This is a genomic window from Lactococcus sp. SK2-659 (genome assembly GCF_020218185.2).
Lineage (GTDB): Bacteria > Bacillota > Bacilli > Lactobacillales > Streptococcaceae > Lactococcus > Lactococcus lactis.
The window spans coordinates 494,103-509,851 of sequence record NZ_JAIWQZ020000002.1 but is presented as its reverse complement, the minus strand read 5'-3'; the positions used below and the strand labels follow the sequence as shown (position 1 = coordinate 509,851).

The 15,749-nt window shown below is 34.8% G+C and carries 16 protein-coding genes; 5 read left to right on the top strand and 11 right to left on the bottom strand.

What is annotated here, in order from left to right; translation table 11 throughout:
- Nucleotides 1-6 precede the first annotated feature (6 nt).
- Nucleotides 7-945, bottom strand: a complete 939-nt coding sequence (locus LDP15_RS09650) for a YafY family protein (protein ID WP_136122401.1) — start codon at nt 943-945, stop codon at nt 7-9.
- A gap of 88 nt (nt 946-1,033) precedes the next feature.
- On the opposite strand from LDP15_RS09650, the gene LDP15_RS09645 reads away from it, so the two are divergent.
- On the top strand, nt 1,034-1,693 hold the full coding sequence (locus tag LDP15_RS09645; protein WP_042230077.1) for an FMN-dependent NADH-azoreductase: 660 nt from the start codon (nt 1,034-1,036) through the stop codon (nt 1,691-1,693).
- Nucleotides 1,694-1,785: 92 nt separating this feature from the next.
- Here LDP15_RS09645 and LDP15_RS09640 read toward each other — a convergent pair whose 3' ends face one another.
- The 5 genes from LDP15_RS09640 to mvaD all read right to left on the bottom strand — a co-directional run bounded on the left by LDP15_RS09640 (nt 1,786) and on the right by mvaD (nt 8,199).
- Complete coding sequence (locus LDP15_RS09640) at nt 1,786-4,140, bottom strand: carbon starvation CstA family protein (protein ID WP_057719673.1); 2,355 nt, start codon at nt 4,138-4,140, stop codon at nt 1,786-1,788.
- A gap of 251 nt (nt 4,141-4,391) precedes the next feature.
- A complete protein-coding gene (locus tag LDP15_RS09635; protein ID WP_003131560.1) occupies nt 4,392-5,012 on the bottom strand; it encodes a superoxide dismutase in 621 nt (206 codons plus the stop codon).
- 157 nt (nt 5,013-5,169) lie between these two features.
- Complete coding sequence (fni, locus tag LDP15_RS09630; protein ID WP_015425854.1) at nt 5,170-6,213, bottom strand: type 2 isopentenyl-diphosphate Delta-isomerase; 1,044 nt, start codon at nt 6,211-6,213, stop codon at nt 5,170-5,172.
- 53 nt (nt 6,214-6,266) lie between these two features.
- Nucleotides 6,267-7,256, bottom strand: a complete 990-nt coding sequence (locus LDP15_RS09625) for a mevalonate kinase (protein ID WP_015425853.1) — start codon at nt 7,254-7,256, stop codon at nt 6,267-6,269.
- On the bottom strand, nt 7,243-8,199 hold the full coding sequence (gene mvaD, locus LDP15_RS09620) for a diphosphomevalonate decarboxylase (RefSeq protein WP_015425852.1): 957 nt from the start codon (nt 8,197-8,199) through the stop codon (nt 7,243-7,245). Before mvaD ends, LDP15_RS09625 begins: the two co-directional genes overlap by 14 nt.
- A gap of 305 nt (nt 8,200-8,504) precedes the next feature.
- On the opposite strand from mvaD, the gene mvk reads away from it, so the two are divergent.
- Nucleotides 8,505-9,437 carry a mevalonate kinase gene (gene mvk, locus LDP15_RS09615; RefSeq protein ID WP_003131564.1) on the top strand — a complete coding sequence of 311 codons (933 nt, stop codon included), beginning with the start codon at nt 8,505-8,507 and terminating at the stop codon, nt 9,435-9,437.
- A 62-nt stretch (nt 9,438-9,499) separates the two neighbouring features.
- On the top strand, nt 9,500-9,691 hold the full coding sequence (locus LDP15_RS09610; protein ID WP_003131566.1) for a hypothetical protein: 192 nt from the start codon (nt 9,500-9,502) through the stop codon (nt 9,689-9,691).
- Between the two features lie 76 nt (nt 9,692-9,767).
- Here LDP15_RS09610 and rsmI read toward each other — a convergent pair whose 3' ends face one another.
- From rsmI to tmk, 5 genes are all read right to left on the bottom strand, one after another.
- On the bottom strand, nt 9,768-10,643 hold the full coding sequence (rsmI, locus tag LDP15_RS09605; RefSeq protein ID WP_010905318.1) for a 16S rRNA (cytidine(1402)-2'-O)-methyltransferase: 876 nt from the start codon (nt 10,641-10,643) through the stop codon (nt 9,768-9,770).
- Complete coding sequence (yabA, locus tag LDP15_RS09600; RefSeq protein WP_015425850.1) at nt 10,643-10,969, bottom strand: DNA replication initiation control protein YabA; 327 nt, start codon at nt 10,967-10,969, stop codon at nt 10,643-10,645. Before yabA ends, rsmI begins: the two co-directional genes overlap by 1 nt.
- Nucleotides 10,962-11,744, bottom strand: coding sequence for a stage 0 sporulation family protein (gene ricT / locus LDP15_RS09595; RefSeq protein WP_057719678.1), 783 nt, complete (start codon nt 11,742-11,744; stop codon nt 10,962-10,964). The genes yabA and ricT overlap by 8 nt, the downstream gene beginning before the upstream one ends.
- Nucleotides 11,745-11,795: 51 nt before the next feature.
- The gene (locus LDP15_RS09590) at nt 11,796-12,656 is read right to left on the bottom strand and encodes a DNA polymerase III subunit delta' (RefSeq protein WP_225513392.1); all 861 of its coding nucleotides are present in this window, start codon (nt 12,654-12,656) and stop codon (nt 11,796-11,798) included.
- A gap of 132 nt (nt 12,657-12,788) precedes the next feature.
- On the bottom strand, nt 12,789-13,424 hold the full coding sequence (gene tmk, locus LDP15_RS09585; protein WP_015425847.1) for a dTMP kinase: 636 nt from the start codon (nt 13,422-13,424) through the stop codon (nt 12,789-12,791).
- A gap of 177 nt (nt 13,425-13,601) precedes the next feature.
- Between tmk and yycF the strand changes: the two genes are divergently transcribed.
- Both yycF and LDP15_RS09575 read left to right on the top strand, forming a co-directional pair.
- The gene (yycF, locus tag LDP15_RS09580; protein ID WP_003131580.1) at nt 13,602-14,303 is read left to right on the top strand and encodes a response regulator YycF; all 702 of its coding nucleotides are present in this window, start codon (nt 13,602-13,604) and stop codon (nt 14,301-14,303) included.
- Complete coding sequence (locus LDP15_RS09575) at nt 14,296-15,738, top strand: cell wall metabolism sensor histidine kinase WalK (RefSeq protein ID WP_225513391.1); 1,443 nt, start codon at nt 14,296-14,298, stop codon at nt 15,736-15,738. The genes yycF and LDP15_RS09575 overlap by 8 nt, the downstream gene beginning before the upstream one ends.
- Nucleotides 15,739-15,749: the final 11 nt, after the last annotated feature.

Sequence of the window (15,749 nt, the reverse complement as noted above, 5' to 3'; positions counted from 1 at the left end):
ACAGACTTATTCTTGATAAACCGCCTTCATTTCTGTCAGTTGTTTTACATAACTTTCTATAAGTTCTTGGGGTTCTTCAATGACCATCTGATTCCCGTAAGAACAGAGATAATGGGTCATATAATCTAACTCGTCAGCATGATAACCACCGATAATATAAGGAATTCCTGCCACTTCTTCTAGTTGCATATTCGGATAATGATGTTTGAGATATAGCTCTTTACCAAATTCTGTCAGCCTGCAGCGAAATGGAATATTATGATATTCTTTTTCATATATTTCTTGTATTTTTTTTAATTCAGATAATTTTTTCGTTTGACGTCCATCATCAATCATTTCGACATTAAACATATAATCACAACGATAAGTTCCCCATTTTTCATGATTAACATCATAAGCGCTGCAAATCCATAAGCCATTTCGATAAAATATTTCGTAAATTTGAAGCTCAATTTCTTGTATTTTATATTGTGAATAAGTCATTTTGACAATTTTCTCTGACAGAATTGCTGTCATCAGTAATTTTAAATCAGTCACTTTACTGACAGGTGCAATTCCATAAAAATTGACTACTGTTAGCATTTTGCTGATATATTCTTGTTGACTTTCAGGTAAAGTCGCTGACAATTTTTGCCGAATATGTCGATAAGATTTTTCAAAAGGTGTACTTGATAATAATTTTAAGGCATCTAAGGCAAAGAAAATGGCTTCAATTTCTTCATCATTAAAATACACTGGTGTCCATAAACCTTGATTAATCAGCTTATAGCCACCATATCTCCCGTTTTCAGTGTAAAAAGGCAGACCCATTGCTTCTAATTCTTCAACATCTCGCAGAGCTGTTCTTTTGGAAATTTGAAATTCCTTCATCAAATCTTTGAGCTGAAATCCCTGTTTATTTCCTAAAAAGATAAGTTCTTGATTTAATCGTTCTGCTTTTTTCATCAACATTTTCCTTTTATTTTTAAAGGTGCCTTATTTTGGCACCTTTATGCTTTATACTTATTTTATCAAAAGAAATGAGGAATTATCGTTGAAAACTTTATTAATTAATGCCCACCCCGATTTTAACAATCCAAATCACTTTTCTAATCAACTTCAAGAATTATTTTTGGCCAAGTATAAAAGTCAATTTTCTGAGAATGAATTGACCATTTTTAATCTTTATGACCTTGATACCAACTTACCAAGAATCGAGCAAAATCAACTTTTAAAGATTTGGAATAAAAAAATTGCTGACGAAAAATTATCAGCCGACGAACTTAAAATAGCGCAAGTTTCTGAGCAATTACTGACACAATTTAAAGCACATCATCGCTTGGTCATTGTTTCTCCATTGCATAATTTTAATATTACATCTCGTCTTAAAGATTACATTGACAATATTCTCATTGCTCGTGAAACTTTTAGATACCTTGATTCCCCTGATGACAAAGGTAAATTATCAACTGGACTGATGACTAATGATTACAAAGCACTGCTACTTTTTGCTAGTGGGTCAATTTATAGTGACCATGAATTTTATCAAAACCTAGATTTTGCACCACAATATCTCAAAATGATTTTTTCAGAAATCATGGGATTTTCAGATTTTGAAATTGTTCGTGCTGAAGGCACCGCCATTTTACCTGAAAATCAAATTCTTGATTTAGCAAAAGAAAATTTAGACGAAGCTTTTAAAAAATTTTACTAAAAGTTACTGACAGCTAACCTCGAATAAAATGAGAATAAATTATAAATAAAAAAGTTACTGACAGAAACTCTGTCAGTAACTTTTATTTTCCATTACTCATTAACTTTACTTTTTAAAACCTTATGTTCAAGCTTACTAGGCCAGAAACTTGAAGTTTCAAAAAGATTTGATTCTTCAAAAACTTCTTCTGAGCTAAATTTATCACCAACTTCATTTGTTCTTAAAATTTTAGCAACTTTAAAGGCACAGATGACTAATAATATAGCCACACAAAGTAAGAAAATGACTGACAGACTTCCTTGAATCATTGTATTACGCATGGTTGCTTGCGCATTTGTTAATGCTAGACCAGATAATTTACCAGAAGCCACTTGGGCTTTTGCTGCTGAATAAGAAGCAAAGTAACCAATATTGACATCATTTGAAAAGATTTTTTGCCAACTGGCCGCAAAAGTTACACAAACATCCCAAACTAAAGGAAGTGCTGGAATCCAAACCCATTTAAGATAACCTTTACGGATAACCATGACACAAACAATAGCCAGAGCTACCGCCGCAATTAATTGATTAGAAATCCCAAAGAGCGGATACATGATTTTTATTCCACCATTCGGATCAGAAACGCCCATCAAAAGCAAAGCACCCCAAACACCAACAATCACTGCTGTCGTTATAATTTTACTAGGTAACCAATCATCATCACCTAAGCGACCTAATTTTTTGAAGCCACGCAAGGCATCATTAAGTAAATAACGAGTCGATTTTGTTGCCGCTGAAACAGCTGACAGGATAAAGAGCGCCTCAAACATAATCGCAAAATGATACCAGAATCCCATCATATTTGTCCCACCAATAAGTGGAACCTTATGTAGAATATTTGACATTGAAACGGCTAAAGTTGGTGCACCACCAGTCCGTGAAACGATTGATTGTTCACCTACATCTTTTGCCACTTGCTCAAGTGCTTTTTCACCAGTCGTTCCTTCCCAGTCAATACTGAGTTTTGAACCATCAGGCATCATGGCTACATTTGGAATTGCTTTGGCAGCATTATATTCAGCACTTTTATCTGCTTGATAACTTGAAGCTGCGAGTTTTTGAATGCTAGCTTGAGGGGTATTCATAGAATAATAAATTCCAGGATTAAGAGAAATCGCAGCGACTAAAGCCATAATAGCAACAAATGATTCAAAGAGCATCCCACCATAACCAATCATTCGCGTTTGTGACTCTTTTGCAATCAAATGAGGCGTTGTTCCAGAAGACATCATTACATGGAAACCAGACAAGGCTCCACAGGCAATCGTAACAAATAAGAAGGGAAAGAGGGAACCAGCAAAAGCAGGACCATCTGTATTATGTGCAAAATTAGTCAGAGCTGGAATCGTAACATCTGGACGCACACCAACCACAGCTATTGCTAAAATAGCAATTGTACCAATTTTCATAAACATGGATAAGTAATCACGTGGCGTAAGTAAAATCCAAGCGGGGATAATGGCTGCAATAAAAGTATAGCCCATGACCCACCAAACTAAAGCAGTTGGTGAAAGCATAAAAATATGCGCAAATGAAGATTCTGAAACCCAACGGCCACCGAAAATAGCAACTAAAAGGAGAATAAAACCAATCGCTGAAATTTCATTCACGTGCCCTGGGCGAATATATTTCAAATAAATTCCCATTAATAAGGCAATTGGAATGGTCATCCCAATCGAAAAGACTGCCCAAGCAGAATTTGCCATCGCCGTCACACAAATCAAAGCTAGAACAGCAAGAACAATCATTGTCATGATAAATACAATAAATGAAGTCAAGCCACCAGCAAATCTGCCAACTTCATCATGAGCCATTGCCCCAATAGATTTTGCTCGACGACGATGAGAATACCAGAGAACAAGCATATCTTGTACCCCTCCGGCAAAAATAACTCCGAAAATAATCCAAATTGTCCCTGGTAAGTAACCCATTTGTGCCGCTAAAACTGGTCCAACCAAAGGCCCAGCTCCAGCAATTGAAGCAAAATGGTGACCGAATAAAACAACTCGATTGGTTGGGTCGAATTCTTTTCCGTCATTATGGCTTTCAGAAGGGGTTGCCCGTAAATCATTTGGACGCATAATCTTACGTTGAATATATAAAGCATAAAAACGATAGCCAATCAAATAAGAACATACTGCTGCAATAACAAACCAAATCGCATTAATCGTCTCTCCTTGAGCCAGAGCAATCAACGACCAAGCAAGACCGCCTAGTAAAGCGACCGCCACCCAAATGATAATTGATAGAAGACTGGGTTTTGGTAAATGTTTTTTCCAGTCTTTCATTGTTTCTTGAAAATTTGCCTGCTTTAAATCTTTAATTCCGACAATTTTTCCTTGTTTATTCCGCAACAAAAATAGCTCTTCTTCTTCGGTAAAGTTTGAAGAGTTTCCAATATCTTTCATAATCCTCTATTCCTATGCACTTATTAATGCATTTAACCTTCCATATTTTTTAAAAACAAAAATGTAACCGATTACAATAATATTTTAGCACTATTTAATCAAAAATATAAACATTTATGTTTAAAAAAATCTCCTTAAAACATCTTTTTGTAAAAATAAGATAAATTTCCAAAAGAATAGTCTAACATTGAAAAAGATTTCTCTAAAATAAAAAAAAGGCTCTCCTTTAAAGGAGAGCCTCATTCATCATTTTATTTTGCTTTAGCATAAAGTTCGTTAACTTTATCCCAGTTTACAAGATTAAAGAATGCTTCAATGTAATCAGGACGTACATTGTGATATTTAAGATAGTAAGCATGTTCCCAAACATCAAGTCCTAAAACTGGTGTCAAACCTTCAGAAATTGGATTATCTTGATTTGCAGTTGATACAACTTTCAATTTTCCAGCTTCATCAACAACTAACCAAGCCCATCCTGAACCAAAACGACCTGTGGCTGCAGCTTTAAATTCTGTTTTGAAAGTTTCAAAACTACCAAATTCTTTCGCAATTGCATCCCCAATTTCGCCGTCAGCATGGTTTTCAGAACCGTCAGTGTTTGGACGAAGCCAAAGCCAGAATTGACTATGGTTCAAATGACCACCACCATTGTTACGAACAGCTGTACGAATGTCTTCTGGAATTGCTGACAAATCTGTCAATAATTCTTCAAGGCTAAGGTCATCAAGTTCATTATGCTTTTCAATTGCTGCATTAAGATTATTCACATAAGTTTGATGATGTTTTCCATGATGCAAACGCATTGTTGCTTCATCAAAGAAAGGTTCAAGCGCATTTGGCGCGTATGGAAGTTCAGGTAATGTAAATGCCATAGTAATTTCTCCTTTTAAGATGTGAACCCATTTTGAAGTCTTAATACTTTGGTATTTTGACTAGATTGAGAATGAATTCAGTTAGTTTATTTTTTTAATTCTATTCTCATTATAGTCGTTTTTGAAACCATTGCCAAATGATTTGATTTATAATTTATTATTTTCTTTGTTGGATAAAATTAAGCATATTAGTCGAGTAAAGGAGCTCAACCTTTCGACATTCTTCAATATTTTTTGAACCAGTTAAAACAAATAATTTTTTTAAATCTTGTTTCCATTGTTCAATAATTTCTTCTACTTTTTCAGGCCCTGTTTGCATAAGATTTTTCAAGATAAAACCAGCAGAACTTGACAAATCAGCCCCTAAAATTAAAGATTTAAAAATCTCTTGAGCCGAAGTAATTCCACCTGTTGCAATCAAACTTTTTCTATTATCAGCCATTTTAGCTTCTAAAAGACTCTCAAGCGTTGACAAACCAAATTCATCCAAGTTAAAACCATTTTTACTCCGTTTACGTTCAATCCAAGCAAAATTAGTTCCGCCAGCTCCCCCAATATTTATTCCTGAGACAGCTGTTTTTGCGAGTGCTTTAAAGGTTTTTTGTGAAATTCCAAAACCGACCTCTTTGACAATGACTGGAACTTCTAATTGACTTGCAATTTCATTAATATTTTCTAACCAATAAAATTCACGGTCTCCTTCATCCATTGGCAATTCTTGCGCTGTATTGACATGGATTTCTAAAGCATTTGCCTCAATCATATCCACCGCTCGCTTGGCATTTTCTAGAGAATGACCTGCGCCGATATTGGCAAAAAGAAAACCAGAAGAGTGAATTTTACGAACTTCACTGAAACCAGCAGCTAATTCTGGAAATTTCAAAGCAATCGATTGAGAGCCGACCGCCATAGCTAAATGTTGATTTTTCGCAATTTCTGCTAATTGAGCATTGATTTTATCTGCTCGCTCTGTTCCACCAGTCATAGCTTCAATATAAAAGGGAAATTCAAAATTCTGTCCAAATACTTCTGATGAAAAGTTGATTTTTTCAGTAGATAATTCTGGCAAACTATTAGGAATGATTCGACTATCAGAAAAAGTCAGGCCCAAGGTCTGATTTTTTTCTTCACGCCAATATTTATAAGCTAACGATAAGTGTTCATCTTTGCGATGTTGATGGATTTCTTTTTCAGTTTTCATCAGTTATTTCTCAATTCATTAAAATCTAACTCTGCTTTTTTAGCAGACTTATCTCAGTTATTTTTTTGAGCAACCTTAAATTTTTCAAGATTGATTCCATATTCCGATAATTTATTTTGGACTTCAGCAATAGCTTGGGTATTTTGAGCAAATAAAATAATATTCTCCCCAAAACCAGCCCCAGAGATTTTAGCAGCAAATTCAGGATAGCTATTGAGTAAGTTTAAAGCAATAGCTAATTCTTTAGTCATATAACCTTCTGGAATATTCTCCAAAAGCAAAAGTTGATTTTCTGATAACTTTTCTTTGAATAAAGCAAAATCTTGAATATCAATCGCCGTTGCCAATTCAATGACCAGCTCATTTGAAGCTTGATAAAATTCATCAGAAAGCTTTATTTTTATTTTTTCACTCGTTTTTGCCGCTTTTCCTGTTTGAACGACAAAAGTTGCCCAAGGAATTTCGAGAGGTATGACTCGCTTATGATTTTGATAAAAAACAGAACCACCATACATAATAGCAGCAATATCGCCCATTGAACCTGAACCTTGAACTTCAAAATGTGTTTTTGCGGCAATTTCAAAACGTTTTTCAAGTGACAACTGCAAATCAAAAAACTGATTGACTGCATTAACTAGACCGCAAACGACTGAAGCACTTGAGCCGTAGCCTTTTTTATTTTCACCAAAGCCTAAATCACTGACAATCTCAAGAGATATTTCTGGAGATGAAGATAAAATTTTACTGACAGAATTTTTTTCAATGCTGTCAGCAGCTGACAAAGTATTTTTTAAAGCTGTCAGTGCAAAATTCCACGGATTTTCTTTAGTAAATTCAATTTTAGACAAAGAAAATTCAAAATCAGACAATCCAACATTTGTTTTAAAAATTGATTTCCCTGTAGTAGCTGAAATTCTTACTTCAAAATTTGTTTCAATTGTTGTGATAAGGGCGAGATTTCCTTCTTTTGTGACCGAATATTCCCCCGCAAAAAAAAGTTTTCCTGGCACTTTGATTGTCATTTTCTTCTCAGAGATATTCATAAGCACCCCCAGCACGTGCGATATCAAATGTTAATCCTGGAAATTCCGCTTGTAATTTAGCTAAGAGAATTTTTTCAGTCGCGTGGTCAGTAATAATTTTGACGTTTGGGCCGGCATCGATAGTCACAAAAGCAAGCAATCCTGATTGGTAGGCCTGATTCACAAAGTCAATCACTCGTCTTGTTTCATGCGTGAAATAATCAAAAGGTTGGTTAGAGAGACGATTTTGTTCATGCATACCTAATGCATTATCCTGAGCAATTAGACCAACTTTTTCAATATCAGCATTTAAAATGGCCCGCTTCATTTCTTCCAGTTGAATGGCTGATTTTTCAACCCAAGCACTGTAAGTTGGTGCAGTTTGTGCCAATTGCATGCCCTTAGTTGACGACATTTTTTTCTTTTCAGCAGAGATTTCAGCAACAATCATTGAAAGACCAATATCTTCGTTGTAAAAAGATTCCGCAAAGGAAGATTGATGATCTTCTCCTTTATTCCAAACTGAAAAATTTCCAAAAATTGACCGAGAAGCTGACCCTGAACCGCGTCTGGCTATTCGTGACATTTCTGAATCATCTTTTTCTAAATCTAAAAGTCCAAACATAGCAGCTGTCAGAGCAGCAAAACTTGAAGCACTTGAGGCCAAACCAGCAGCTGTTGGCACATGATTTTCTGATTGAATCATTACTTTAGGGAAATTTCCATATTGTCCACGCATCATTTCCAAAAATTGACTGACACGGCTGCTATCTGCCACTTCAGAATTCAAAATCAAGGAATCAGACTCATTGTCAGTAAATTCAACAGAGGTTGTTGTATAAAATGGCTCCAGAGTCATTGACAAAGAAGAGGTTGTTGGAATATTTAGAGCGATATCCGCTTTTCCCCAATATTTAATCAAGGCGATATTTGTATGCGCCCTTGCAGTAACAATATTTTTCATGAAACTATTATATCAAAAATTTGATTCTTTCTTCTCTCCTATCATTTCAATAAGTTATTTTTTACACTAAAAAATACATTTTTTCAGACTAAATGATGAATTTACAGCCAAAAGAGAAACAAAAACTTGATTTTCAAGAGGAAATTTTATAAAATTGTCAGGTACGTTTTTGTATTCATAATTATGATATTGGAAAAAGTTTATCGAATTTTTCCTTCGATAAGACTTTAATTTAACCAAAATATGCTAATTTGCAGTTCACATTTTCAAAATGAGAAACTAATCTAGCAGGAGAATTGTTAATAATGACTATCAATAAAATGGGGACGGGAATTGCCCATTCCAAACTAATCTTAATTGGAGAACATTCCGTTGTATATGGTCAGCCAGCAATTGCCTTACCTGTAACAATTCTTAAAACTACAGTGACAATTACCTCATCAAAATATGGCCAATACATTGAAAATAACGAATTTCGTAGAAGACTTGATTTAATGGGAGATGAATTTGAAGGAATTCGTCAACTCATTATGCGCTTACTCTCTAAATTTCATTCATCAAAAATGCCATTCTCTTTAGAAATTGATTCAAATATTCCTCAAGGACGTGGCTTGGGAGCTTCTGCTTCATTGGCAACTGCCATTATCAGAGCTTTTTATGATTTCTTTGATGCTGAACTTCCGCAAAAAGATTTACTCTTTTATGCCAACTTTTCAGAAAATATTACTCACGGAAAATCTTCTGGAATTGATGTGGCAACTGTAAATTCTGAACACCCTTTGTGGTTTATTAAAGACAGCACAATTGAACCCTTTGAACTCAATCTTCATGGTTTTATCGTGATTGGCGATACTGGTGTTCACGGCTTTACGAGTCAAGCCATCAATATTGTTCGCGAAAAACTTGTTGAAGAAAAAGAAAAAACACAAGATTCAATTAATCATTTAGGTCAATTAGCGACCGATTCAAAAGATTTTTTGATGACAGACAAACTCAAAGAATTTGGTCATGTCATGAATAAAGCTCACGAAAGATTATCTGATTTGGGAGTTTCTCATCCACGTCTAGATAATTTAGTCGAAACCGCTCGTAAAAATGGTGCACTTGGTGCTAAATTAACTGGTTCAGGGCTAGGTGGTGTCATGGTTGCTCTTGCTGAAAATGAAAAAGATGCTATTCGTATCAGTCAACGTCTTCTAAAAAATGGCGCTAAAAATACTTGGATTTACTCTTTTTAAGATGGTTGATGACCATCTTTTTTTGTTATAATGAATCTATCAATTTGCACTAAGGATAACTTATGGAAAATCAATACGAAATTCTTCAATCACTCATCGAAAAAATGGAAATTGTTACTGTTGGCTCGGCTGTCAGTAAAACAAAGCTAAATCGTAAAGAAATCATTGATTTTGTACGTTCACAACATTCTTTAAGAATTTTTGATGAGGAAAATCAAAAATGGATTAACGAAAATGTTGACGGACACTGTTAAATTTTACTGACAGAAATTTTAATCAATCAAAAATATAAAAAAGTTACTGACAGACTGCCTGTCAGTAACTTTTTGCTTATAAGTCATGAAATTCTGCATATAATTCTTGACGATTTAGACCTCGTTCTTTAGCAATTTGTTTAATGGCAACATTGGGTTTTACACTTTGTTCAACTAAAACTTTAACTGCTTCGAGCGCTGTCAATTCTGGCTCTTGAACTTCTTGAGCCACTTCATCCGCTCCTGAAACAATAATTAGACATTCCCCTTTTATTGGTTGGTCCGTTAAAGATTCTAAAACCTCTGAAATCTTACCACGACGATATTCTTCATAAATCTTCGTTAATTCGCGAACTAAAACAACTTCTCTATCTCCATAAATTTCCTGCATGTTAGCCAAAGTATCCCCAACTCTAAAAGGACTTTCATAGAAAATTTGTGTTTCTGGATAAGAAAGCTTACTTTTCAAGAACTTTTGTTGCTCCCCTTTTTTTCTAGGAAGGAAGCCATAAAAAATATGAGGTTGAGGAACTAATCCTGAGGCAATCAAGGCAGTAATTCCTGCTGAGGCGCCAGGAAGAGCGATAACATCAATTCCTTCATCAATTGCAGCTAAAACTAAATCATGGCCTGGGTCAGAAATCGAAGGCATTCCAGCATCAGAAACCTGTGCAATAGATTGTCCTTTTTTCAAAAAATCAATTAATTTAGGAATTTTTTCTTGGGAATTATGTTCATGAAACGACTCTTGCGGAACTTTAATTTCAAAATGATTTAAAAGGCGCAAAGTATTTCGCGTATCTTCTGAACAAATCAAATCTACAGTTTTCAAAGTTTCAAGAGAACGTAGAGTCATATCTTGCATATTGCCAATTGGTGTTGGAACCAAATAAAGACTTCCAGCAGTTTTTAGGCCTTTAAATGACCGTTGAATACTAAATTTATTTTCCATCAGCGATACAAAAGCTCCAAACAATCTAAACAAGATTCCCCTTCAGCCAATCGTTCTGCATAATGCAGATGACAAACATGAAAACCTTCATTAAAAATTTGAATCAAGTTAGGATTTGGCTGGTCTTTAGGCGTTTCTTTTTTAACTTCTTTTTTCTCAAATTCTGCCAAACGGTCACGCAATTTTTCTAATTCCATGCGTAAGGTTGCATTTTCAGTCATTGATGATTCAAGCACTTGGCGAATTCCTGAAATTTGCGCTAATGTGGTATTTAATGTATTTTCAAGTTCGCCCAGTTGGTCGAAAACATCATATTTATCAGCCATGATTCACCTCAATTTCTGCAAGTTCAAAATCCTTGCTATATTCTCCAAAGCGGATTTTCACTCTATTTTTTAAAACATTTAAGCCAACAACTTTTCCTTTTCCTTCTGAAGTAGTTACAAACTCACCAAAATCTGGGAAAAGTTGTTGGGCTTCTTTATAAAAACTATCTTCATAAGTTAAACAGCACATCAAACGACCGCAAAGACCGTTTAATTTATTTTGTTTCAAAGATAGATTTTGATTTTTGGCCATTTTGATTGAAACATTTGGAAATTCATAAACAAACTCAGAACAGCACAAAGGACGCCCACAAGGTCCAAGTCCACCATGAATTTTCGCCGCATCTCTTGGCCCAATTTGGCGAAGTTCAATCCTAATTCTAAAAGTTGTTGCCAACTCACGCAAAAGTAATCGAAAATCAACACGATTCTCTGCCGTAAACGAAATAAAAAGTTGCATTTGGTCAAAATTATAAGCAACATCAATAATTTTCATTTCTAAACCTTGTTCAATGACAAGGTGGCGAACTTTATCTTTGGCTTGTTTAGAACGTTCTTCAAGTTTTGCTATAACTTGGAGATCATCCTCATTTACTTCACGCACAATCGTGTGGTGAATTTCAAGATTCGCTTCTTCAGAAATTTCACGTACAATTTTTCCGTAAAAGTTTCCCTTATCTGATCGAAGGATAACTTCTGTTTGTGGAGCAAGTTCTATATCACTTATTGCAAATACATTTGATTCGCCATGTGCAAATTTTATTTCATAAATCATAATATTCTCCTGATATAAGATTTTTCAATCAAAGGATAAGTTTGACAAGTTTCATAAAACAATAAAAGTTAAACTTGACTCAAATCGGACATTGCTTTTCCACATTTTTATTGCCTGAAATGTTTTTAAAAGTTCCTGACTCATTCTTTCTTGATTAAAAAGTTGTAATAAAAGTTCAAACGCTTGATTTTGTTTTTCTTTGTCATCAAAAATTTCGACTAATTCTTTCAAATACAAGAATGCCTCGTCAGCAGATGTTTTTAGAAGTTTTACAAATTGTTGAAGTCTTTGAAGTCCTTCGTTAAACCAGCTCTGCTGAGCTAATTCTAATGCTTTGTCAGTCGAATTACAGATTTCCGCAAGAAGTTCTGCTTGTGTTTTTAAAATACCATTCTTTTCCAAAAAATCTTGTAAGTATCGAACATTTTTTGGAAAATTAATAATTTGTGTCCGTGATTTTATTGTTTGTAAAATCATATTTTCATTGTCTGTCAGTAAAAAAACAACAATTTCTGTTTCTGGTTCTTCAATTGATTTCAATAGAGCATTTGCTGCATTAGGATGCATTTTTTCAGCTTCCTTAATTAAAAGCACCTGTTGATTTCCCTCATAACCAGATTCATTGAAAACCTGTGTCAGCTCCCGAATTTGTGCTGTTTTAATCGTTTGTCCATCAGGTTCAACGATATGTAAGTCGGTAAATTCTTGTTGTGCAACAAGACGACAAGAACGACAATGTCCACAAGGCAAAGAATTTTCAGGATTCTCACAAAATAAGGCTTGACTCAGCCAGATTGCTAATTCAAAAGAACCAAATCCACCTGAAAATAAATAAGCATGACTTAATTTTCCATGTTGCAAAATCGTTGAGAACTGCTTATAAAGTTGAGGCTGAATATCTTTTATTTCCACAAGAAACCTTTCTAAATATTTACCAAATCTAGTCTAAATAACAAAATTAAAAAAACTATTTAACATCCTCATTTTTTGAAAAATGTAAGTATTTTTTAGCATTCTTAATTTTGCTGACAGATTAAATTGTCTTTAAAATTCACTGACAAATCTTTTTTTGAGGACGGAAAGTGTATCAGCTACCACTTTTTCTAAAGGTTGACTTGCATCTATTTTTACAAAACGCTCAGGTTCTTTTGCAACAATCTCCAAATAACCTTCACGAACTTTACGATGCATCTCAGCTCTTTCCAAATCTAAACGATTTACCTCATCAGCTCGATTTTTCATAATTCGCTCAAGGGCAACATCCGTATCAACATCAAAATAAAGCGTCAAATCAGGCTTCAACCCATCTGTTGCAAAATAGTTAAGCCAATCAACAACTTCGACACCCAAATCACGGCCATACCCCTGATAGGCGACAGATGAATCAATAAATCGGTCAACAATGACAACCTTACCTGCTTGTAAAGCTGGCAACATTTTTTCTTGCATATGTAAACGGCGCGCCGCCGCAAAAAGCATTAACTCAGTTTTAGAATCAATCTCTGTATTCTTTGGATCAAGAATAATTTGGCGAATTTCTTCCGCTACTCGAACACCACCTGGTTCACGAGTTGGGACAATTTCACGCTTCATTTTTTGGATTTCAGGTAAAATTTCTTTTAAAACCGTTGTTTTTCCTGCTCCATCAGGTCCCTCAAGGGAAATTAGAATTCCATTCATAGCCTCTATTATACCAAAAAAACAAATATTTTATCTTTTTTCTAAAAATAATAGGGTCTCTTTTTGCGTAATTTTACTAAAAATTGTATAATATAACTGAAACAGCTTACTTGATTTGTTAATTCAAATAAATACGAGTAACATTCAATAAAAAATTTTCCACTTGAAAGGACAACTATGAAAAAAATTCTTGTTGTTGATGATGAAAAACCAATCTCAGATATCGTAAAATTTAATTTAACCAAAGAAGGTTTTGAAGTCTTTACAGCTTTTGATGGTGAAGAAGCTCTTGAAGCATTTAAAGAAGTACAACCTGACCTTATTTTACTTGATTTGATGTTACCTAAACTTGATGGTCTTGATGTTGCACGTGAAATCCGTAAAACTTCTGACACTCCAATTATTATGGTGTCAGCTAAAGATAGTGAATTTGACAAAGTAATTGGTCTTGAACTTGGTGCTGACGATTATGTCACAAAACCATTTTCAAACCGTGAACTTTTAGCTCGTATTAAAGCAAACTTGCGTCGTATCAATGTCGCGCCTGCTGAATCTACTGACAATGTCAAAAAAGAATTGATTATCGGAAACCTCCGTATCAATCCAGCACACTATGCGGCTTATAAAAATGATAAACAACTCGACCTTACACACCGTGAGTTTGAATTGCTTTACTACCTTGCTCAACACCTTGGCGAAGTAATCACTCGTGAAAACCTTTTGGAAACCGTTTGGGGTTATGACTACTTTGGAGATGTTCGTACAGTTGACGTTACTGTTCGTCGTTTACGTGAAAAAGTTGAAGATACACCAAGCCGTCCACAATACGTTTCAACACGCCGCGGGGTTGGCTACTACATGAGCAACCCACATGATTAGATTTTTTAATTCAATGATTTTTAAAGGAGTAGTTGCACACCTACTTCTTTTTGTCATCCTTTTTATGAGCAGTTTTGATTACAATTTTGCTCATTTAAGTACTTTTATTGGTTATTACTTATTTTCACTCGTCTTTGTTTTAGTCTTTCTCAATCAGCAACATCGCATGATTGTGAATGTTTCTAAACAGATGAATGACATAAAAAATGGCTATTTAAATCGTGATAAAATCCCAAAAGGGACGAGTGAAATCAATGAATTATACGATGAAATTTTAAAACTTGGTGAAGATATTGTTCGCACACAGAACAATCTTGAAAATCAGCGTAATCAATTAGATAGTATCCTCGCATATATGGTTGATGGCGTCATTGCCACCGACCGGCGCGGAAATATTATTATGGCCAATAAATCAGCTTTGCACTATTTGAATACAGATAATGATCTCTTGATGCAAAAAAATATTGTTGAAGTCTTAAAAATTTCTGACCAATATAATTTTTATGATTTATTAGAAAAAGAACCTGAAATAACTATTGAGACACAGGATGCTGGGAATGAATCCATTTCGCTCCACATTAAATTTGCCCTCTTTCGTCGTGAATCTGGTTTCATCTCAGGAATTATTGCCGTTTTACATGATATGACTGAACAAGATAAGGCCGAACGAGAGCGCCGTCTCTTTGTTTCCAATGTTTCTCATGAACTCCGAACTCCGCTCACCTCAGTAAAAGCCTACTTGGAAGCACTAGAAGACGGAGCTATTGAGGATAAAGAAACAGCTTCATCCTTTATTAATGTTTCACTTACTGAAACTAATCGGATGATTCGAATGATTTCCGACCTTTTGACTTTATCAAGAATGGATCAAGACCGAATCGTTCTTAATAAAGAAATGATTAATTTAATTGCCTTCTTAGACTATCAAATTAACCGTTTAGACCAAATTTTAGAAACCGAATCAAACGATTTAATCTCTTCTAATTTCACTCTAGTCAGAAAATACTCTGAACAGCCCATCTGGGTCGAAATTGATACCGATAAAATTGCTCAAGTCATTGACAATATCATCGGAAATGCAATTAAGTATTCACCTAAAGGTGGAACTATTACAATTTCCGTTGAAAAACGAGAAAGTGATGTTCTAATCTCCATCAGTGACCAAGGAATGGGAATTCCAAAATCTGATTTACTTAAGATTTTTGACCGTTTCTACCGAGTTGATAATGCTTCAAGAAATTCAAAAGTTGGGGGAACAGGTTTAGGCCTCTCTATTGTCCATGATATTGTTAAAATACATGGCGGAACAATTTTTGCAAGTTCTGAAGGAGAAGGAAAAGGAACTACCTTTAGTTTCACTCTTCCATATTCTTTAGAAGCCGCAGATGACTGGGATGATGGCACTGATGAGTTTGAATTTGAGGATAATGAATAATTTTCCCTAAA

Excerpts from the sequence above, each read along its gene's own strand:
- LDP15_RS09650 (WP_136122401.1), bottom strand. The coding sequence starts at position 945 with ATGAAAAAAGCAGAACGATTAAATCAAGAACTTATCTTTTTAGGAAAT.
- LDP15_RS09640 (WP_057719673.1), bottom strand. The coding sequence starts at position 4,140 with ATGAAAGATATTGGAAACTCTTCAAACTTTACCGAAGAAGAAGAGCTA.
- LDP15_RS09635 (WP_003131560.1), bottom strand. The coding sequence starts at position 5,012 with ATGGCATTTACATTACCTGAACTTCCATACGCGCCAAATGCGCTTGAA.
- fni (WP_015425854.1), bottom strand. The coding sequence starts at position 6,213 with ATGAAAACTGAAAAAGAAATCCATCAACATCGCAAAGATGAACACTTA.
- LDP15_RS09625 (WP_015425853.1), bottom strand. The coding sequence starts at position 7,256 with ATGAATATCTCTGAGAAGAAAATGACAATCAAAGTGCCAGGAAAACTT.
- mvaD (WP_015425852.1), bottom strand. The coding sequence starts at position 8,199 with ATGAAAAATATTGTTACTGCAAGGGCGCATACAAATATCGCCTTGATT.
- mvk (WP_003131564.1), top strand. The coding sequence starts at position 8,505 with ATGACTATCAATAAAATGGGGACGGGAATTGCCCATTCCAAACTAATC.
- LDP15_RS09610 (WP_003131566.1), top strand. The coding sequence starts at position 9,500 with ATGGAAAATCAATACGAAATTCTTCAATCACTCATCGAAAAAATGGAA.
- rsmI (WP_010905318.1), bottom strand. The coding sequence starts at position 10,643 with ATGGAAAATAAATTTAGTATTCAACGGTCATTTAAAGGCCTAAAAACT.
- yabA (WP_015425850.1), bottom strand. The coding sequence starts at position 10,969 with ATGGCTGATAAATATGATGTTTTCGACCAACTGGGCGAACTTGAAAAT.
- ricT (WP_057719678.1), bottom strand. The coding sequence starts at position 11,744 with ATGATTTATGAAATAAAATTTGCACATGGCGAATCAAATGTATTTGCA.
- tmk (WP_015425847.1), bottom strand. The coding sequence starts at position 13,424 with ATGAATGGAATTCTAATTTCCCTTGAGGGACCTGATGGAGCAGGAAAA.
- yycF (WP_003131580.1), top strand. The coding sequence starts at position 13,602 with ATGAAAAAAATTCTTGTTGTTGATGATGAAAAACCAATCTCAGATATC.
- LDP15_RS09575 (WP_225513391.1), top strand. The coding sequence starts at position 14,296 with ATGATTAGATTTTTTAATTCAATGATTTTTAAAGGAGTAGTTGCACAC.